This is a genomic window from Streptosporangium sp. 'caverna', from assembly GCF_003203775.1.
GTDB lineage: Bacteria > Actinomycetota > Actinomycetes > Streptosporangiales > Streptosporangiaceae > Streptosporangium > Streptosporangium subroseum.
Genome location: NZ_CP029711.1, coordinates 1,839,604 through 1,859,431 on the forward strand (window position 1 = coordinate 1,839,604; position 19,828 = coordinate 1,859,431).

Sequence of the window (19,828 nt, forward strand, 5' to 3'; positions counted from 1 at the left end):
TACCATCGCGAGGGCTTATTTGAGAGGAATTTTCAGATCATGAACCCGATCGGTGAGAACGAGATCCGCGAATCCTTCGTCAACTGTTCCAAGGGCGAGGCTCGCAGGCTCAACCTGCCCAGGGACCTGTCCGAGCTCCACTGGGAGGACCTCGACTTCCTGGGCTGGTGCGATCCGGGCGCACCGGACCGCGGCTACGTGGTCGTCGAGCGGAACGGTGAACTCGTCGGTGTCACGTTGCGCCTCGCGCAGGGGACGCGCAGGAGCTTCACCAAGAGCGCCATCTGCTCCGTCTGCGTGACACCCCACGCCGGAAACGGGGTCACCCTGTTCACCGCGTCCAGAGTCGGCGCGGCGGGCCGCCAGGGCAACACGGTCGGCACCTACATGTGCGCCGACCTGGCCTGCTCGCTCTATGTCCGGGGCAAGAAGCAGACCGGGTACGGCATGCGGTTCGAGGAGACGCTCACGCTGGAGGAGCGGATCGCCCGCACCGCCGTCAACCTGGAGAGCTTCCTGGACAAGATCCTGGAGGACAACGTCGGTTCCGCGGCGGTCTGAGCCGCCGTGGCGGCGATGTCATGTGAGGCGCCTCAGGGTCGGAAACACGCTGTGGGTAAGGTCGCTGGTGTCTTGTTGGTACTGACATCGGGGGATATCTCGTGGGCGTCTCTGCGGCGTATGTGACTTTCGCGGACGAGAAAGGAACCGACGACGAGAAGGAGATCGTCCTCGCGGCCTGGGCCGATGCCGGGATCACCGGGCGCATCGTGCGCTGGGACGACCCGGAGGTGGACTGGGCCGCGTTCGACGTCGTCGTGGTCCGCACCCCCTGGGACTACGTGCTCCGGCGGGCGGAGTTCGTCTCCTGGGCCTACCGCGTCGAATCCGTCACCCGGCTGCTCAACCCGGCCGCCGTGCTGGAGCGCAACACCGACAAGACCTACCTGCGTGACCTGAAAACGCCGACCATTCCCACCTACTGGGTCGCGCCGGGCGAGGCCGTGGACCTCCCGGTCCTCGACGAGTATGTGGTCAAGCCCGCGATCTCGGCGGGGGCCCGCGGCGCGATCAGGACCGGCGACCGGAGGAAGGCCGAGGCCCACGCGGCCCAGCTGGTCGCCGGAGGCCAGACCGCGATGATCCAGCCCTACCTCGACATGGTCGAGGCCGAGGGGGAGACCTCGCTGCTCTACTTCGGCGGCCGGTTCAGCCATGCCGTACGGCGTGGTCCGATGCTGGCCGCGAACGTCACCGGGCTGGACGGGGAGAACGTCCACGCCGAGCTCCGCGACCCCGACCCCGACCAGCTCGCCCTCGCCGAGCGGGTGCTCGGCGAGTTTCCCGACGTGCTCTACGCCCGCGTGGACCTGGTCCGCCTCGCGGACGGCACCCCCGTGCTCATCGAGCTGGAGCTCACCGAGCCCTACCTGTTCCTGCGGTACGCGCCCGAGGGGGCGGCCAACCTCGCCCGCGCGCTGGCCGAGGTCACGGCGGGCAACCGCGTCTGACCGCGTCTGATCGACAAAGGGGCCACCGGTGCCCCTGGGCCTGTGTCCCGCATGCGGCCCCGGTCGACCTGGGGCGATCGCCGACGGCGTTGGATCGGATATGGCCGCCGACCTGTAGCGGCACGTGCGAAAACGGGCCCGACTGGGGCCACCGGTGCCCAGGGACGGGCGGCGCCGGCCTAGCTGTGAGCGGAGATGCCGCCGTCCACCGGGATGATCGCCCCGGTCAGGTAGGCGCCGGCCCGTGAGGCCAGGAAGATCGCAGTGCCGGCCATGTCCTCGGGGCTGCCGATCCGGCCGAGCGGCACGTGCGACTCGATCGCCGAGCGAGTCGCGGGATCGTCGAGCGCGAAGGCCATCATCTTGGACTCGAACGGCCCCGGCGCGATGGCGTTGACCGTGATCGACTCCCTGGCGAGCCGCTGGGACAGGTGCCGGGTGAGCATGTGCACGGCCGCCTTGGCCGCCGAGTAGGCGTAGTTCTCCAGGGAGGGGACCCGGATCCCGTCGATCGACCCGATGTTGATCACCCTGGCCGGGTCACCGGGGCTCGCCGCGGCGCGGAGCAGCGGCAGGAACCGCTGGGTCAGGTAGAAAACGCCCTTGACGTTGATTCCCCAGAGCTTGTCGAAGGCCTGCTCCGGATACTCCTCCAGCGGCGCGCCCCAGGTCGCCCCGGCATTGTTGACCAGCACGTCCAGCCGGGACTCCCGGGCCGAGACGGCCTCGAAGAGCGTGGAGACGCCGTCCTCGGTGGACAGGTCGGCGGGTACGGCGACGCACCCCAGCTCGGCGGCGGTCTTCTCGACCTCGGCCGCCTTTCGCGAGGAGATGTACACCGTGGCCCCCGCGTCGACGAACCCGGCCGCGATCATCCGACCGATCCCGCGCGAGCCGCCGGTGACGACGACGGTTTTGCCTTCCACCGAAAACAGAGTCATGTTCTGTAGCATGCCGTACCCCTGGTTGCCCCGTCCATACCGACCGGTTGGTTCCGTGACCTCGGAAGATGAGCGTTATTTGTGCCGCGGTGAGTTGAAAAAATATATCGCGAGATGAAACAAGAGTGAAACAATCTTCCATCTGTCGTTGACAGTCCGTTCTCTATGGTGTGCCTTCGTCTACAACGATTCACGGATGCGAAGGTGGGCGGACGATGACGAGAGTGGGCGCGCGCCTGGCGGCGCTGGGCCTGACGCTGCTGCTGGTGGCGTTGCCCGCCGCTCAGGCGCAGGCCGCACAGCGAGCACGGACCGAGCGGCAGGTGCCGCGGGCCGAGCAGTCGCAGGCCGTACGGCAGGCACAGGCCGAGCAGGCAGAGACTGGGCAGGCACAGACCGAGCGGGTGCGGACCGGGCGGGAACGAGCCGTAGGGCAGGCGCGGGCCGCGCGGGATCCTCAGCAGGGTAAGAAGATCGTCCGGCTGGGTGTGACGCAGTCCGTGGACTCGATGAACCCGTTCCTGGCCGTCCGCCTGGTCTCGTCCTCGATCCACCGGTGGATGTACGGGTATCTCACGGTCCCCGACTCCAAGACCCTGAAGCCGAGCCCCGACCTGGCCGAGTCGTGGGAGACCTCGGACGACAAGCTGACCTGGACCTTCAAGATCCGCGACGCCAAGTGGTCGGACGGCAAGCCCGTCACCGCGCAGGACGCCGTGTGGACCTTCAACACGATCATGACCGTCGACGCGGCCAAGCAGGCCAACGGCCCGGCGGTGGAGAACTTCGAGAGCGTCACGGCGCCCGATGACCGGACCCTGGTCATCAAGACCAAGAAGCCGCAGGCCTCGATGCTGGAGAACCCGATCCCGATCATGCCCAAGCATGTCTGGGAGGGCGTCGGCGACATCGGCGCGTTCGAGAACGACAGGTATCCGGTGGTCGGCAGCGGCCCGTACATCGTGGTCGAACATCGCAAAGACGCCTACGTCAAGCTGAAGGCCAACCCCGGCTACTGGCGCGGCGCCCCCAAGATCGATGAGCTGCACGTCATCTTCTACCAGAACCCCGAGGCCGCGAACGCGGGCCTGAAGAAGGGCGACATCGACCTGATCGGCCGGCTGAACGCCCCGCAGTTCGAGGCGCTGGCGGGCGACCCCAACATCGTGCAGTGGAACACCCCCGGCCGCAGGGCCGCCTACCTGCAGCTGAACCACGGCGCGCAGACGATCGACAACAAGCCGGTCGGCGACGGTCACCCCGCCCTGAAGGACCCGAGGGTACGGCAGGCCATCCACTACGCGATCGACAAGCAGGCCCTGGTCGACCAGGTGCAGAACGGTCTCGCCACACCGGCCGACGGCTCCATCGTGCCGCCGATGTATCAGGAGTTCTTCTGGAAGGCGGAGGGCGCCGACCTCGTCACCTACGACGCCGCGAAGGCCAACCAGATTCTCGACGACGCCGGCTACGCGAAGGGCTCCGACGGGATCCGGATGATGCCCGACGGCAAGCGCAAGCTGGAGATGCGCTTCAGCATCCACACGGACACGCCCGTCGAGGACAAGCTCGCGCAGTTCCTGACCGGCTGGTTCAAGGACATCGGCATCGCGCTCTCGACGAAGAAGCTCGACTCCAACAAGTTCACCGAGGAGACCGGGTTCACCGGCCTCTTCGACATCGCGATCAGCGGCTGGTCGGTCAACCCCGACCCCGAAGAGGTCCTGGCCACCCACCTGTGCAGCCGCAGGCCCACGGCGAGCGGCGAGGGCGGCGGCACCGAGTCGTTCTACTGCGACCCCGAATACGAGAAGCTCTACCAGCAGCAGCTGAGCGAGCTCGACCGGCCCAAGCGCGTCGACCTCATCAAGCAGATGCAGAAGCGCCTCTACACCGACGCCCCGGTCATCGCCCTCTACTACCCGAACAACCTTGAGGGCTACCGCAAGGACCGGATCGCCGCCATCACCCCGATCCCCGAGGACAAGGGCATCCTGTACGGCGGAAGCGGCTACTGGCCCGTCTACTCCCTGCAGGCGGCGGCCCTCCCGGCCGGTCCGGCCGACGACGGCTCCAGCACCGGCCTCATCGTGGGCGCCGTCGCGATCGTCGCGGTCCTGGCCGCGGGAGGCTTCCTCCTCGCCAGGCGGCGTCGTTCCGTGGCGGACGAGCGCGAGTAGCACCTCGATGACACTGCCTTCCGAGGTCGATCCCGGTACCCCGTTCGACGTCGAGCCCGCCGCCGGTCCGGCGGCGGGTCCCGGCGGGGAGCGCGGCGCCCGCCGGACGGTGCTGCGCTACGCGCTGGCGAAGGCCGGTGGGGCCGTGCTCAGCATCGGGATGGTCATCGTCGCGACGTTCTTCCTGTTCCGGCTCATCCCCGGCGATCCCGCGATCGCCTACACGCGCGACGTGCCGCTCAGCCCCGAACAGCTCGACCTGCTGCGCCACCGGATGGGACTCGACAAGCCCCTGATGCAGCAGTTCCTCGACTTCGTGGGGCGGACCCTCACGCTGGACCTCGGCACGTCCTACGAGTACAAGCGCCCGGTCACCGAGCTCATCGCGGACCGGGTGGGCCCCACCTTGGTGCTCGTGGGCACCGGACTGGTCATCGCGGTCAGCCTGGGCCTGTGGCAGGGCACCAGGGCGGCGTGGAAGCACGGCAGCCGGTTCGACCGCTTCTCCACCGGTCTCTCGCTCGTCCTGTGGTCGGTGCCGACCTTCTGGCTGGGACTGCTGCTCCTCATGGTCTTCGCGGCCGGGGTGGGACCGATACCGGGGATCTTCCCCACCCGGGGCATGGAGGACGTCGACGCGCCCGACGGTCCGCTGTACCTCCTCCACGTCGCACATCACCTGGTGCTGCCGTGCCTCACCCTGGTCGCCGTGGTCTACGCGCAGTACCTGCTCGTCATGCGCTCCTCGCTGCTCGACGAGATCGGCCAGGACTACGTGACCACCGCCAGGGCCAAGGGACTGCGCGACGACCAGGTACGGCGGCGCCATGCCGTGCCCAACGCGCTCCTGCCGACCGTGACGCTGGTGTTCATCCACATCGGGTTCGTGGTCGGGGGAGCGGTGTCGGTGGAGACCGTCTACTCCTGGCCGGGTCTCGGCCTGCTGTTCTACGAGGCGATCCAGGGTCCGGACTTCGCGGTCATGCAGGGGACGTTCATGGTGGTCTGCACCGCGGTGATCGTCATGAACACGTTGGCCGACGTGGCCTACCACGTCCTGGATCCGAGGGTGAGGTCTGCGTGAACATCACCTGGACCCGGCGCAGGACGGCGCTGTCGCGCTTCTGGCGGGACTACCGCCGGCAGCGGGCCGGACTGTACGGCGCGGCGATCCTGATCGCCGCCGTGGCACTGGCCCTGCTCACCCCGCTGGTCACCGACCCGACCGGCATGGACGTCACCAGGGCGACGGGCGCCAAGATGGCCGCCCCGAGCCTGGACTTCCCGCTGGGCACCGACGAGTCGGGCCGGTCCGTCCTGCTGATGACACTGTGGGGCTCGCGCGTCTCGTTGCTCATCGGTTTCATGTCGGCGCTGCTCAGCATGACCATCGGCACGGTGACGGGCATCGCGGCGGGTCACTTCCGCGGCTGGACGTCGGCCGTGCTGCTGCGGATCACCGACTGGTTCCTGGTCCTGCCGTCGCTCGTGCTGGCCCTGGTGCTCGCGGCCATCCTCGGCGGCGGCACGTCCACGATCATCCTGGCGATCGGCGTGACCTCCTGGGCCTCCACGGCGAGACTGATCAGGGCGCAGACCCTGTCCGTCGAGGCCAGGCCGTACATCGAGCGCTCCAGAGCCCTCGGCGCGGGACACTGGCACATCATGACCAGGCACGTGCTCCCGAACGTCGCCCCGCTGGTGCTGGCCAACACGACCCTGCAGGTGGCCAGCGCCATCGTCGCGGAGTCGACCCTGGCCTTCCTCGGCGCCGACTCGGGCAAGGTGTCGTGGGGCGGCATGCTGCGCGGCTCCTATGACTGGGGCGCCGCCACCTCCGGCGCGTGGTGGTACGTTCTCGCGCCCGGTCTCTGCATCGTCGCGGTCGTGATGGCGTTCACGCTGTGCGGCCGGGCGCTGGAGGCCGTACTCAACCCACGCCTGCGGGGGGTCTCCCGATGAGCCTGCTCCAACTGCGCGACGTCGCGGTCACCTACAGGGTGGCCTCGGGCGAGGTGCCCGCCGTGCGCGGGGTGTCGCTGGACCTGGCGGCGGGACAGGCGCTCGGCGTGGCGGGGGAGTCGGGGTCGGGGAAGTCGACCCTGGCCATGGCCCTGCTGCGGCTGCTTCCCCGGGACGCGCGGGTGACCGGGGAGATCCTCCTGGACGGGGAGGACGTCCTCACGATGAACTGGGGGCGGCTGCGCGCGGTGCGCTGGGCGTCGGCCTCGGTGGTCTTCCAGGGGGCACAGCACGCCCTGAACCCGGTGCGGCGGATCGAGCAGCAGATCGCCGAGCCGCTGCTGGTCCACGGGATGGCGACCCCGGCCGAGGCGCGGCGGAAGGTGGGAGAGCTGCTGGAGCAGGTCGGCCTGCCCGCCTGGAGGGCCCGCAGCTATCCGCACGAGCTGTCCGGCGGGCAGCGCCAGCGCGTGATGATCGCCATGGCGCTGGCCTGCTCGCCGCGCCTGATCATCGCCGACGAGCCGACGACCGCCCTGGACGTGATGATCCAGGCACAGGTGCTCGCGCTGATCCGCTCGCTCATCGCCGAGCACGACATCAGCCTGATCATGATTTCTCATGACCTCTCGGTCCTGGCCTCCATGTGCGACCGGCTGGCGGTCATGTACGCGGGCCGGGTGGTGGAGTCGGGCCCCTCGCACGAGGTCTTCCGGGACGCGCGGCATCCCTACAGCCTGGCGCTGTCGGCGGCCTTCCCCACGGTCGGAGACCCCGCCTCCCGGCGGGCGCCCAAGGGCCTGGGCGGCGATCCGCCCGACCCCATGCACCTGCCCACCGGGTGTTCCTTCCATCCCCGATGCCCGGTCGCCCTGCCCGAGTGCGCGTTCCAGGAGGTCGAGCTCTGGGCCGCCGGCGAGAGCCGCAGCGCCGCATGCGTGCACGTCCGGCCCGAGGTCGTCCAGCCGGCCGGACCGGCCGAGGACCTGGAGAAGCAGAGCGTCCCGGTCACGCGACCGGTGGAGGAGAGCCGGTGACCGATCGGCGTGAGAACCATGAGAACACTGTGAAGCGCGGAGCCTCGGCCGTGCGGCCGGCGGAGGAGAGCCAGTGACCGATCGGCGTGAGAAGACCGTGAAGCGCGGGGCCCCGGCCGGGCGGCCGGGCGGCGCGGGAACACCGGAGAGCGTGACGTCCCCACCGGTGACCGACGAGGGAGTGCCGGTGACCGAACGGCGTGAGAACACGGTGAAGCGCGGCTCCCTGCTCGAAGCCCGGGACCTGCACGTGGAGTTCGCCTCGCGCGGGCGGCGCGCCCGCGCGGTGGACGGGGTGAACCTCGCGGTGGGCGAGGGGGAGATCGTGGCGCTGGTCGGCGAGTCCGGCTGCGGCAAGACGACGCTGGCCCGCACCCTGCTCGGCCTGGAGCGGCCCACCTCGGGATCGGTCCTGTACGGCGGAGCGCCGCTGTCCTACTCGTCGCGCGCGCTGAAGGCCTACCGCCGCGAGGTGCAGCTGGTGCTGCAGGACCCGACCGGGTCGCTCAATCCCCGGCACACCGTCTACGAGGCGGTGGCCGAGGGGCCGCGCATCCACGGCATGTCCGACGAGCGGGAGCGGGTCGTGTCGGCGCTGGCGAGGACGGGGCTCCGCCCCCCGGAGCGGTTCCTCCACTCCTACCCGCACGAGCTGTCCGGTGGCCAGCGGCAGCGCGTCGTCATCGCGGGGGCCCTCGCGCTGGACCCCCGGGTCCTGGTCGCGGACGAGCCGGTGGCCTCGCTGGACGCCTCGGTCCGCGGCGAGATCCTCGCCCTGCTGCTGAGGCTCAGGGACGAGCTGGGCCTGTCCGCCCTGGTGGTCACCCACGACCTCGGGCTGGCCTGGAACATCGCCGACCGCGTCGCCGTGATGTATCTCGGCAGGATCGTCGAGTCGGGGCCCGTCGAGCAGGTCCTGAGGTCGCCGACCCATCCCTACACGCAGGCGCTGCTGTCGGTGCTGCCCGAGTCGCCGGCGCCCGTGGTGCTGAGCGGCGAGCCGCCGGACCCGACCAGGATCCCCGGGGGCTGCCGTTTCCACCCGCGCTGCCAGGTGCTCGCCGCGGGCGCGGCGGCCAGGGCCGGGGTGGACGGGCGGTGCAGGTCACAGCCCCTGGCGATCCTTCCCGTCTCGCCGCTCTCGGCGGATTCCCACGCCGCCTGCCACTACGCCGGGGCACGCCTGGAATAGTCCACCCAAGATCCCGCTCCCGGTGTACACCGGCCCACTCCGGGCAGACCTTCCCGCATCGGGAAGGAGAAACACCCATGTCAGAGCCTGATGAGGATAGACCGCTCGCCGATCGCCGGGAGAATCCGGAGGTTCACGACGAGCCGGACTTCGCCGGGGAGTTCGCTCCGTCCGAGACGGATCCGGCCAACCAGCCCGAGGACGATCCGGACGACCGGGTGTACGGGGAGGACGAAGGGTACGAGAAGCCGACCGAGTGACGCGGGCCGCCCGGTCGCTCGGCGGCCGGGCGGTTCGTCTCCGGTCAGAGGCCGGGAAGGCGGCCGTTGCGGAACAGGTCGACGAAGAGCTGGTGGTCGATCCTGGCCTGCGCGCCGTAGGAGTGGGCGAAGCCGACGAGCATGCCGGTGAAGCCGTCGAGGTCACCGCCGATCACGGCCATGATCGCGTCCTCGGTGGAGAAGTCGACCAGGTCGTGACTGGACTCGTCGTCGGCCACCGAGTGCATGCGGGCCACGGCCCGGCCGAGGTCGCGGATCACCGAGGCGAGCTCGTCCGGCTCGTTGACGTCGCCCCAGTCGAGGTCGGCGGAGTAGGGGGAGACCTCGGCGACAAGCTGGCCGACGCCGTTCAGCGTGGTGTAGCCGAGCCAGGGGTCGGCGTAGGCCTGCAGGGCCCGCTGCGACTCGGCGGTGCGGTGACCCTGGTGCTTGAAGTAGCCGTGCACCTTCTCGTCGACGATGTGCCTGGCCACGGCCGGGACCTGGGCCTGCTTCATGTAGAGGATGACGTCGTTCTCCAGGGCCTGGGTATGGCCCTCCAGCAGCATGTTGTAGGAGGGCAGCCCGGCCGAGCCGATGCCGACGCCCGTGCGGAGCGCGAAGTCCTTGATCGTGTGCTCGACCTTGGAGACGGAGGGGGGAAGGGTCGTCAGGTAGTCCTGGAACGCCGCCTCCACCAGCTCCCTGGTCTCCTGGTCGACCGGGTAGCGGCCGTCCATGACGGCGAATCTGCGGTCGAAGTTCTCGACCGTGGTCTCCAGGTCCAGCAGCGCCACGCGGGTGTTCAGGCGGGCGAACTGCAGCACCCGGTGGAGGGTGCCGGTGGTGGTCTCCAGGGTCAGCGAGCCGATCGCGTCGTCCCCGCCGTCCGAGATGCCGGTCAGCTCGCCGACGTAGGAGCGGGCGAACTCGGTCACCAGACCGGTGATCACCTCGTCGGAGAGGGCCTTGGCGTACCCGATGAGCGCGATGCTGGCCACGAACCGCTTGAGGTCCCAGACGTAGGGCCCGACGTAGGCCTCGTCGAAGTCGTTGACGTTGAAGACCAGGACGCCCGAGGCGTTCATGTAGGTGCCGAAGTTCTCGGCGTGCAGGTCACCGTGGATCCACACCCGCCGGGTCTGACTGTCCAGGAAGGCGTCGTCGGCGAACGTGCCGGTCATGTCCGCGTAGAACAGGGCGGCGCTGCCACGGTAGAAGGCGAAGGGAGTGGCCGCCATCTTCCTGAACTTGCGCCGGAAGGCCGCGGGGTCACGCTTGATGGAGTCGCCGAACTCGGTGATCAGGACGTCGAGGATGTGCGCCGAGCGCCCACTGGTGTTCATGATGCGCAGGGTAGGCGCAGAGTCCGGGGCTCCGCCATATCCGAGGTATTACAAACCTGGAACGCGCCAATCGCCGATCCCGCTCCCATCTGCGGCTGATCGCCCCTGCCGTCGGGCCTCCCGACCGGCGCCCACGCGTGGTGGCCGGACGCGCGTGAGACGCATATCACCGCGAGACGGAACCGGCCGCCGCCCCGATTCGGGCCCGCCGCCGTCTTGCCAGGGACCGTACGGCGTGCAAACCTGAAAGAGTTCTTTTGAAAGAGTCCTTTCAAGTTGGAGTGATGATGAGTCATCCCCAGCCTCGGCGTGTCAGTGACGTCGACGCTCTCAAGGCGCTCGCACACCCGCTGCGCGTCTCGCTGCTCCATCACCTGCTCGCGGTGGGTCCGCGCACGGCCAGCGAGTGCGCCGAGGAGGTCGGGTCGACCGGCTCGAACTGCAGCTGGCACCTCCGTCAGCTCGCGAAGTTCGGGTTCGTCGAACGTGTCGAGACGGGCAACGGCAGGGAACGCCCGTGGCGATCCACCGAGGTCGGCATCGACATCGGAGCGTTCGACGAGGACCCGGCCGTGCGCACCCAGCAGGACGCGCTGCTCGCGTTGCAGCTCAACGAGGACAACCGGCTCATGCAGCGGTTCCTCGACCGGCAGCACGAGCTCCCGAGGGAATGGCTGCTCGCCTCGGCGATGCACGGCTACACGCTGAACGTGCGACCCGAGGAGCTGACCGGGCTGCTCGGCACGATCGACGATCTGCTGCGGCCCTATCTTGTCGCGGTGCGTGAGGACGCGCCGGAGGGCTCGGCCCCGGCGCACGTCGGCATCCGGGCGTTCCTCCGATGAGCGGGCCGCTGCGCGAAAGAGCGTTCCTCCGTCTGTGGATCGCGGGATTCATCTCCGAGATCGGCGACTGGATGCTGCTGGTCGCCCTGCCCGTCTTCGTCTACCAGCTCACCGGCTCCGCCGCGGCGACCGCGACCACGTTCGTCGTGGCGCTGCTGCCGAGCCTGCTGCTCTCGCCCGTGGCGGGAGTATTGGCCGACCGGTGGGACCGGCGTCGCCTGATGCTCGGCGTGAGCCTCGTGCAGGCGGCGGCCCTGCTGCCCCTGCTGGCCGTACACGACGCCGGGGACCTGCTGCTGATCAACGTTGTCATGGTCGCGCACGCCGGCCTGGCCATCCTGTTCGAACCCGCCAAGAACGCCCTGCTGCCCACGCTCGTCAAACCCGACCAGGTGGCCGCGGCGAACGGCCTGATCGGCCTGAACAGCAATCTGGCGCGGCTGATCGGCGCGTCACTCGGCGGGGTCATGCTCGGTTTCTTCGGGCTGGCCGGTGTGTTGCTGGCGGACGTCGTCTCGTTCCTGCTCGCCGCGTTGCTGCTGCTGCGTCCGTTCCGGGCCGACGCCGCGAAACGCGAGCATCCGCCGGTGTTCCGGGCCTGGCTGGAAGGGCTGAGGGAGATCCGGGACCGCGGGCCGCTGCGGGTCATGCTGGGGGTCGTCGGCCTGATGGCGGTGAGCCAGGGCATCTTCGTCGTGCTGTTCGTGGTGTTCGTGACCGACCGGCTCGGCGGCGGCGAGGCGGAGATCGGAGTGCTGCGCGGCGTCCAAGCCGTCGGCGGCGTGCTCGGCGGCCTGCTGGTGGGCGTGCTGGCCCGGCGGCTGCGGGCGGGCCGGCTGCTCGGTCTGGGTCTGCTGGTGTTCGGCCTGATCTCCGCGATCGGCTGGAACGGCCCGTACGTGACGACGGCACCGGCGTTCTACCTCGTCCTGTTCGCCGTCATCGGCGCACCGGGCGTCATCGCGGGTGCCGGAATGATGTCCGTTCTGCAACTGCACACCGCCGACGAGACACGGGGGCGCGTGCTGGGCAGTTTCTTCAGCCTGAACGACGGCTTCCAGGCGCTCGGAATGATGCTCGCCGGCGTGCTCGTGGTGCCCCTCGGCCTCACCGTGATGCTCAACGTCCAGGCGGGGCTCTACGCGCTCGCCGGACTTGTCGCGCTGTGCCGGTGGTGGCAGGAGAAGCCCGGGGACGACGGGCACGAGGAAACGGAGATACGGACCCAGGTGGTTCCGGAACCACGGCCGGTTCCGGAAGCCCAGCGGGGCCGGGAATCCCAGGCGTTTCGGGGATCCGAACGTGAGGGATGACACCCGACCCGCCTCCCGGTCTCCGGCCGGTCCTGACTACCGTGGCAGCTCTTGACGCCGATCAATCTGTAAATAAAGCTTACTAATCATTGGCCCGAGCCCACGGAGGACGTCATGAGCCTGGTCGCCCCGCCCTTCCCGGCTCGTCGACGTCCTTCCCGGCTCGCCTGTCTCGCCGGGGCCGTGCTCCTCGTGGCCGCCGCCGGTCTCGCGGTGATCGCGGTGACGCAGCCGGCCCGCGCCCAGCCGGCCCGCCTCGCGGTCTCGATGAGCGAGGTCGTGCCGGCGCCCGTCTCGGTGCAGCCGTCCGGCGGCACGCCGTACACGCTCTCGCCGGACGCGGGCATCTTCCCCCAGGCAGGCTCGACTCCGGCCGCCGACGTCGGCGCCTACCTGGCCGGTGTTCTCCGCCGCTCCACCGGATACGCGCTGCCGATCGCGCCGGCCGGATCCGGTGCCCCCGCCAGAGGCGTCTCGCTGCTTCTCGCCGGCGCCGACCCCGCCGTCGGGGCGCAGGGGTACCAGCTCGACGTGACCGCCGACGCGGTGGTGATCCGGGCGCAGACGGCAGACGGACTCTTCAACGGCGTGCAGACGCTGCGCCAGCTCCTGCCGCCGGAGATCGAGAGCGCCGTCGTCCGCCCCGGCCCGTGGGCCGTGCCCGGCGGGAGGATCGTGGACTACCCGCGGTTCGCGTATCGCGGGACGATGCTCGACGTGGCCCGGCACTTCCACCCGGTGGCGACGGTGAAGCAGCACATCGACCGGATCGCCCTGTACAAGATCAATTATCTGCACCTGCATCTCTCCGACGACCAGGGCTGGAGGATCGTCGTCGACAAATGGCCGAGGCTGGCCACCTACGGCGGAAGCACCCAGGTCGGCGGCGGGCCGGGCGGTTACTACACCAAGGCCCAGTTCCAGGAGATCGTCGCCTACGCGGCGCAGCGGCACATCACGATCATCCCGGAGATCGACCTGCCCGGGCACACCAACGCCGCGCTCGCCTCGTACGCCGAGCTGAACTGCAACGGGGTCGCCCCGCAGCTCTACACCGGCACCGCGGTCGGGTTCAGCTCGCTCTGCTCCTCCAAGGAGAACACCTACACGTTCGTCAACGACGTTCTCACCGAGCTCGCGGCGTTGACCCCCGGCCCCTACCTGCACATCGGCGGGGACGAGGCGGACGCCACCTCTCCCGAGCAGTACGGGACGTTCATGAACCGGATCCAGCCCATGGTGACCGCCAAGGGCAAATCGGTCATGGGGTGGCACCAGATCGGGGCGTCGGCGGTCCAGCACTCGCCCGGCCGCATCGTGCAGTACTGGGGCCTGAACACCTCCGACGCGCTGGTGAGCAGCGCCGTGTCGAAGGGGGCCAAGGTGGTCATGTCACCGGCGAACAAGGCCTACCTCGACATGAAGTACACCGCGCAGAGCCCGGTCGGCCAGGACTGGGCCGGCCGGATCGAGGTGCGGACGGCGTACGACTGGAATCCGGGCACCTACCTGAGCGGAGTGCCGGCCTCGGCCGTGCTCGGTGTCGAGGCGCCCATGTGGACGGAGACGATCGTCACCGAGGACCACATCGAGTACATGACGTTCCCCCGGCTGCCGGCCATCGCCGAGCTCGGCTGGTCACCGTGGTCGACGCACGACTGGGACGCGTTCCGGCTCCGCCTGGGCGCCCAGGGCCCGCGCTGGACGATCATGGGAATCGACTTCTACCGCTCCCCGCAGGTGCCGTGGGGCAGTGGCCCTCCGACCACCCCGGCCGGCAGGTACGAGGCCGAGGGCGCGACGATCTCCCGTGGCGTGGCGGAGTCCAACCACGCGGGATTCTCCGGCACCGGGTTCGTCAACTACGACAACGCGGCCGGCGCGTACGTCCAGTGGACGGTCAACGCCGCCCAGGCCGGTCCGGTGACCCTGCGGTTGCGATACTCGAACGGCACGGCCGTCAACCGGCCGATGGACATCACGGTCAACGGCACGCCGGCCGCCACCGGGCTCGCCTTCGCCGGTACCGGCGCCTGGGCCACCTGGCAGACCAAGACGCTGACCGTCAACCTCAGGGCCGGAGCCAACACCATCCGGGCGACCGCGACGACCGCCGACGGCGGACCCAACGTCGACTACCTCGAGGTTCAGTGACGGGCCGGGGCACGCCGAGCCGGGCGCGGCGGAGATCACCGAAGCCCCTCTCGGGTGAACGTGCGGTTCACGCTGCGAAAATGGGTCGTTATGAAGACGTTCTATCCACCGATCGAGCCGTACGACTCCGGTCTGCTCGACGTCGGCGACGGTAACGAGATCTACTGGGAGGTCTCCGGCAGCCCCGAGGGCAGGCCCGTGGTCATGGTGCACGGGGGACCCGGTGGCGGCTGCACTCCCAACCACCGCCGGCAGTTCGACCCGCAGGCGTACCGCATCGTGCTGTTCGACCAGCGCAACTGCGGGCGAAGCCTGCCCCATGCCGGCGACCCGGCCGTGTCGCTGGAGCACAACACGACGTGGCACCTCGTCGCCGACATGGAACGGCTCCGCGAGCACCTGGGCATCGACCGCTGGATGGTGTTCGGCGGGTCGTGGGGGAGCACGCTGTCGCTCGCGTACGCGCAGACCCACCCCGACAGGGTCGCCGAACTCGTGCTGCGCGGCATCTTCATGCTGCGGCCCTTCGAGCTCCAGTGGTTCTACCAGGAGGGGGCGTCGCTGGTCTTCCCGGATATCTGGGAGAGCTATGTCGCACCGATCCCGGAGGAGGAGCGCGGAGATCTGATCGCCGCGTTCCACGCTCGGCTCAACGATCCGGATCCGGAGGTACGGCTGCCCGCGGCACACGCATGGAGCGTCTGGGAGGGCTCGACCATCACCCTGCGACCGGCCCCCGAGATCATCGCCGCGCATTCCGGCGATGACTACGCGGTCGCCTTCTCCAGGATCGAGAACCACTACTTCATCAACGGCGGGTTCTTCGAGGAGGATCAGCTCATCCGGGATATCGACAAGATCCGGCACATTCCCTGCGTCATCGTGCAGGGCCGGTACGACATGTGCACTCCGGCCAAAACTGCCTGGGACCTTCATCGCGCCTGGCCGGAAGCCGAATTCCACATCGTCGACGATGCGGGGCACGCCTACTCGGAGCCCGGCATCCTTGATCGCCTCATCGAGACAACCGACCGCTTCGCCCTCCACCGGAACTGACACGATCCGCCATGTGCGGCTTCGGCTTCACCGTGACACTCATATCCGTGGCCTTCGGCGGCATCGTTTCGGTGACGGCTCCGCCGGAGCAAGATACGACCGGGAAACGCGCCGATCTTCCAGGTGCAGGCCGTCTCGCTGCACGATTCGCATCGCGGCTCGGCCGTATGTGGTGAGGTGGCGTCTGGTTACACTCGACACATGAGCGTGATGCGTGAGGAGCTTCACCACCTGGTGGACCGCCTGCCCGAGGAGAAGGTGGCTCCACTACTTCGTCTTGTCCGAGACCAGCTCGACGAACAGCCCGTTGTCCGCGATCTGCCGTTCATCGGAACACTTGAGGCCGAGCCGGATTTCGCGGAACGCTCTGAAGAGATCTTGCGCTCGGAGGACAATCACTCTTCGTGATTGTCATTGATTCAGGACCTTTGGTCGCAGCGGTCAATATCCGGGACAACCATCACGAAATCTGCGCCAGGCTTCTGAGGACTCATCCGGGTCCGCTTCTCGTTCCCGTCACGGTTGTCACGGAAGTCTGCCAGCTCATCGAGAAGCGTCAGGGAGGCAAGGCGGAAGCGGCTTTCCTGAGGTCTTTCCAATCTGGCCTGGTTCTGATCGACCTCATCAACGAAGACCTGGATCGAATGATTGATTTGGTCGAGATATACGCCAATCTCCCGTTGGGCGCTGCTGATGCCTCCGTGATCGCGGTGGCTGAGAGGCTGGGGTTGGCTGAGGTGGCGACACTCGATCGTCGTCATTTCACGGTCGTGCGTCCCCGGCATTTAGCCGCGTTCACCCTCTTGCCCGAGCGGCTCTGAGTACGAGACCTCTCCGACCACGCGTCAGAACGAATCCACCGTACTTGTCGAAATGGTTTTCACTGCTCTGGAAAAACCGGTGATTGAGAGGTGAATGAATCGCCTCTATCCGCAGAATTATGGGCATCGCGGAGCGGGTAAAAAACGTTGTGGTATCCGTATGTGCTCTTTATGGGCCTCTACGTTCAAAGCGACATTCGTGGTCATTTCCCAGCGCTGCCGGCGGTGCGGAGGGGTCCTCACCGGGCGAGCCGTCTCGACCCTCGTATTGACCTCGGCTTCATCTTGAAGAGAAGATGGCGCCACACAGTGGAGGGGAGTACTCCTTCGCGGCCGCGTCGTCAGCACGGACCAGCTGGTCCCGGCGCGGTCGGCTCGCATAAGGAACGAGCGGAGAAGACCTCCGACAGACGTACCAACGCCAAGTCGGAGGAACAAGCATGCCACCACCTATGTCCGTGCCCGCATGGGTCTGGGCCGCAGCCCTCGCGGGGCTGCTCGCGCTCATCCTTATCGATCTTTTTCTGGTCGATCGGAAACCCCACAAGGTCACCGTGAGTGAAGCGGCGAAGTGGGTCACGTTCTACGTCGGCTGCGCCGTGGCCTTCGGGATCGGCGTCTGGATCTTCGGGGGCAGCGAGCACGCGGCCGCCTTCGCCACCGGATACATCACCGAGTATTCGCTGAGCGTCGACAACCTCTTCATCTTCATGATCATCATGGCGAACTTCGCAGTACCGGCGATACACCAACACCGGGTTCTGCTCATCGGAATCATGATGGCGCTGGTCATGCGCGGCATCTTCATCGGTCTGGGCGCACAGGCCGTGCAGCACTTCAGCTGGATCTTCTGGCTGTTCGGCGGAATCCTCATCTACACCGCCTGGAAACTCGTCTCCAGCAAACAGGAGAATGAGGAGTACGACCCCAACGGGGGCCTCGTTCGGCTGGTCCGGAAAATGTTTCCTGTGACGAGCGAATATCACGGGTCACGACTGACGATCAAGCAGGACGGACGTCGCTGGGTGACCCCGATGTTCATCGTCATCGTCGCCATCGGCGGGGCGGACCTCGTCTTCGCCGTCGACTCCATCCCCGCCATCTTCGGCATCACCCAGGACGCGTTCCTGGTCTTCGCGGCCAACGCGTTCGCCTTGATGGGGCTCCGGCAGCTCTACTTCCTCCTCGGCGGACTGGTGGAGAAGCTCGTCTACCTCTCCCGCGGGCTGGCGGTGATCCTCGGTTTCATCGGACTGAAGCTGGTGATGCACGCCCTGCACGAGAACGAGCTGCCGTTCATCAACGGCGGCGAGCACGTCACCTGGGTGCCGGAAATCAACAACTGGGTCTCGCTCGGCGTCATCGTGTCGGTGCTCGGCATCACCACGCTGGCCAGCATCCTCAAGACCCGACGAGACGAACGAGCGGGCGGTGGCGACGAGGCCACCGCTGATGAGAGCGGAGTCACCCGTACCGGAGAAGCCGATAAAGCACCGCGCTGACGGGGTCGCATCCCGCCGGGCGAGATTCCGGAGGCAGGTGACCTGGCGCGGGAGTCTCGGAGACGGGGTGCCGTCGATGGGCTGAAAGTCGATGTGCTGAAAGGAGGGAGCGCGGGCTTCGGCTCGCGCTCCCTCGGTTCGGCGAGGTGGTGAGACCTCAGCGGCGGCCGAAGTCGACCCCGGCGGCGTCCTTCAGGTTCTGAGCCGCGTCGAGTGGCAGGAGGTAGCCCTTCCGGAGGTTGTTCGCGTCGGCCCGGACGACGGCGGCGACGTACAGGCCCCGAAGGTGGTAGAGCTGCTTGAGCCGGGCCTGGTCGAAGGGCACGTGCGTGCCGAACAGCCGGCAGAACGACTCTCCCGAGTTGTCTCCGTTGTTGAGGGCGGTGGGCGCCGCGACCTGGGAGAGCCGGATGCCTCCCTGGGCCAGGCCCAGCTCGTCGCGGACCTTCGTGCCGTCGGGGTTGAACCGCAGCGGGGGAGCGGCCGGGGGAGCGATCCCGCGCTCGACCCAGCGGGTCAGGTGATCGTAGGCGGCGGCGATCACGTGGTTCAACGGCACGCGGCTGAACGGCGGCTGGTCGCAGGTGTAGGTGGGGGCGCTGCCAAGGTCGCGGGTCAGCAGCGGGCGCCGGTACTCCTGGCCGGTCCAGCCGGAGTGGGCCGCGCCGGCGACCTCCCAGTGGCGGAACCGGTCACCGTCCGCACGATGGACCGGTGATCGCACATCGGTCTCCGACAGCACCTGGAACACCGGTTCGGCGCCGACGCGGGTGGGCGCGCTTCCGACGATGTTGGCGAACCCGTCGAAGACGCTCTCGATCTGGGGTAGTACGGCGTCGTAGTACACGGTCATCCGGCTCGCGGACTGCGAGGCGCCGACGGCCAGCACCGTGTCCACCTTCAACCGGCCCAGGGGAGCAGTCCCGCCCCGCGCCCGGATGGCCTTGGCCGCCTGGGAGAAGATGTCGTAGGAGAGCTCGTCGGCGGTGAAACGGCCGCCGCCTGTGACGTCCAGGTCGCCGTAGCGGGCCGGGCTCCATCCGCGGAGCTGGTCGACCCCGACCCGCTGCGCGGAGACGCCGACCCACGCGTACCCGGAACGGGTGATCTGGTCGGGGCTCCACAGCGCGTCGAGATCGTACCCGGCGGTCACGTTCTGCCACTCGGCGAGTACGGTGCCGTTGAAGGTGGTCTGGTGGGCGGGGCGGCGCACGATGACCCGGGTCCGGTAGGGGACGTCCGAGGCGAGCAACTGGCCGGTCGTGTTGTAGGCGTCCGCCGCACCGGAGAGGTAGAACTCCTGCTCCACGTAGCCGCGGGCGGCCAGGTTCACGTCGGTGGACATCCAGGGGTAGGTGTTTCTCACGTCAGGCGAGGCCGGGTCACCGGGGACGGAGCCGGGAACGGGCCCGTCGACGATCGGCACCGAGACGGGTGCAGGAGCTGATCGCGGTGTTTGTCGGGCGTGGGCCGGTCCGGTCGCGAACCCGGCGACCACGATGCCTGCCACCATGACTCTGACCATTTTCACCAGCGAGACCATGCTTCACATCTCCTTCCGGCACGGCCGGGCGGGCGGCCGCACCCAGGGATGATCTCCGGCGGAAGGTCGTTCGGCATCGGTGAAATCACCGGTCTCTCGCCGTTTCATCCGTGTCCCACGCCGGGCACCCTTGGCGATCAGCCCTTTCCCGGCATGGACGGCATC

Annotated in this window: 18 protein-coding genes; 15 read left to right on the forward strand and 3 right to left on the reverse strand. The window is 68.4% G+C overall.

Annotated elements, in window-relative coordinates; all coding sequences use genetic code 11:
- Window positions 1–39 precede the first annotated feature (39 nt).
- Both DKM19_RS08225 and DKM19_RS08230 read left to right on the forward strand, forming a co-directional pair.
- Window positions 40–561, forward strand: a complete 522-nt coding sequence (locus tag DKM19_RS08225; protein WP_110695180.1) for an FBP domain-containing protein — start codon at window positions 40–42, stop codon at window positions 559–561.
- Between the two features lie 101 nt (window positions 562–662).
- Entirely contained in the window at window positions 663–1,511 is an 849-nt protein-coding gene (locus DKM19_RS08230) for a RimK family alpha-L-glutamate ligase (protein WP_110695181.1), read from the forward strand.
- Window positions 1,512–1,690: 179 nt separating this feature from the next.
- On the opposite strand, the gene DKM19_RS08235 is transcribed toward DKM19_RS08230, so the two are convergent.
- Window positions 1,691–2,452 carry an SDR family oxidoreductase gene (locus DKM19_RS08235; RefSeq protein ID WP_110695182.1) on the reverse strand — a complete coding sequence of 254 codons (762 nt, stop codon included), beginning with the start codon at window positions 2,450–2,452 and terminating at the stop codon, window positions 1,691–1,693.
- A 215-nt stretch (window positions 2,453–2,667) separates the two neighbouring features.
- On the opposite strand from DKM19_RS08235, the gene DKM19_RS08240 reads away from it, so the two are divergent.
- The 6 genes from DKM19_RS08240 to DKM19_RS08265 all read left to right on the forward strand — a co-directional run bounded on the left by DKM19_RS08240 (window position 2,668) and on the right by DKM19_RS08265 (window position 9,083).
- On the forward strand, window positions 2,668–4,632 hold the full coding sequence (locus DKM19_RS08240; protein ID WP_239514146.1) for an ABC transporter substrate-binding protein: 1,965 nt from the start codon (window positions 2,668–2,670) through the stop codon (window positions 4,630–4,632).
- A gap of 7 nt (window positions 4,633–4,639) precedes the next feature.
- Window positions 4,640–5,716, forward strand: a complete 1,077-nt coding sequence (locus DKM19_RS08245) for an ABC transporter permease (RefSeq protein ID WP_110695183.1) — start codon at window positions 4,640–4,642, stop codon at window positions 5,714–5,716.
- Window positions 5,713–6,594, forward strand: a complete 882-nt coding sequence (locus DKM19_RS08250) for an ABC transporter permease (protein ID WP_110695184.1) — start codon at window positions 5,713–5,715, stop codon at window positions 6,592–6,594. The genes DKM19_RS08245 and DKM19_RS08250 overlap by 4 nt, the downstream gene beginning before the upstream one ends.
- Window positions 6,591–7,631: an ABC transporter ATP-binding protein gene (locus tag DKM19_RS08255; protein ID WP_204358706.1), complete on the forward strand. Its 1,041-nt coding sequence runs from the start codon at window positions 6,591–6,593 to the stop codon at window positions 7,629–7,631. The genes DKM19_RS08250 and DKM19_RS08255 overlap by 4 nt, the downstream gene beginning before the upstream one ends.
- A gap of 166 nt (window positions 7,632–7,797) precedes the next feature.
- Window positions 7,798–8,823 (forward strand): ABC transporter ATP-binding protein, encoded by a 1,026-nt coding sequence (locus DKM19_RS08260; RefSeq protein WP_369990445.1) that lies wholly within the window; start codon window positions 7,798–7,800, stop codon window positions 8,821–8,823.
- Window positions 8,824–8,900: 77 nt separating this feature from the next.
- On the forward strand, window positions 8,901–9,083 hold the full coding sequence (locus tag DKM19_RS08265; protein WP_110695185.1) for a hypothetical protein: 183 nt from the start codon (window positions 8,901–8,903) through the stop codon (window positions 9,081–9,083).
- Between the two features lie 44 nt (window positions 9,084–9,127).
- Here the strand turns inward: DKM19_RS08265 and DKM19_RS08270 are convergent, their stop codons facing one another.
- Window positions 9,128–10,429, reverse strand: a complete 1,302-nt coding sequence (locus DKM19_RS08270) for a DUF2252 domain-containing protein (protein ID WP_110695186.1) — start codon at window positions 10,427–10,429, stop codon at window positions 9,128–9,130.
- A gap of 287 nt (window positions 10,430–10,716) precedes the next feature.
- Between DKM19_RS08270 and DKM19_RS08275 the strand changes: the two genes are divergently transcribed.
- The 7 genes from DKM19_RS08275 (at window position 10,717) to DKM19_RS08305 (ending at window position 18,120) form a co-directional block, all read left to right on the forward strand.
- Window positions 10,717–11,274 (forward strand): helix-turn-helix domain-containing protein, encoded by a 558-nt coding sequence (locus DKM19_RS08275; RefSeq protein WP_110705559.1) that lies wholly within the window; start codon window positions 10,717–10,719, stop codon window positions 11,272–11,274.
- Window positions 11,271–12,587, forward strand: coding sequence for an MFS transporter (locus DKM19_RS08280; protein ID WP_110695187.1), 1,317 nt, complete (start codon window positions 11,271–11,273; stop codon window positions 12,585–12,587). Before DKM19_RS08275 ends, DKM19_RS08280 begins: the two co-directional genes overlap by 4 nt.
- 114 nt (window positions 12,588–12,701) lie before the next feature.
- Window positions 12,702–14,741: a family 20 glycosylhydrolase gene (locus DKM19_RS08285; RefSeq protein ID WP_110695188.1), complete on the forward strand. Its 2,040-nt coding sequence runs from the start codon at window positions 12,702–12,704 to the stop codon at window positions 14,739–14,741.
- Window positions 14,742–14,831: 90 nt separating this feature from the next.
- Window positions 14,832–15,797, forward strand: a complete 966-nt coding sequence (gene pip / locus DKM19_RS08290; protein ID WP_110695189.1) for a prolyl aminopeptidase — start codon at window positions 14,832–14,834, stop codon at window positions 15,795–15,797.
- 201 nt (window positions 15,798–15,998) lie between these two features.
- Complete coding sequence (locus DKM19_RS08295; protein ID WP_110695190.1) at window positions 15,999–16,205, forward strand: hypothetical protein; 207 nt, start codon at window positions 15,999–16,001, stop codon at window positions 16,203–16,205.
- Window positions 16,202–16,618, forward strand: coding sequence for a type II toxin-antitoxin system VapC family toxin (locus tag DKM19_RS08300; RefSeq protein WP_110695191.1), 417 nt, complete (start codon window positions 16,202–16,204; stop codon window positions 16,616–16,618). The genes DKM19_RS08295 and DKM19_RS08300 overlap by 4 nt, the downstream gene beginning before the upstream one ends.
- A gap of 440 nt (window positions 16,619–17,058) precedes the next feature.
- Window positions 17,059–18,120, forward strand: coding sequence for a TerC family protein (locus tag DKM19_RS08305; protein ID WP_239514147.1), 1,062 nt, complete (start codon window positions 17,059–17,061; stop codon window positions 18,118–18,120).
- A gap of 157 nt (window positions 18,121–18,277) precedes the next feature.
- Here DKM19_RS08305 and DKM19_RS08310 read toward each other — a convergent pair whose 3' ends face one another.
- Complete coding sequence (locus DKM19_RS08310) at window positions 18,278–19,663, reverse strand: alpha/beta hydrolase domain-containing protein (protein WP_369988330.1); 1,386 nt, start codon at window positions 19,661–19,663, stop codon at window positions 18,278–18,280.
- Between the last annotated feature and the right edge of the window lie 165 nt (window positions 19,664–19,828).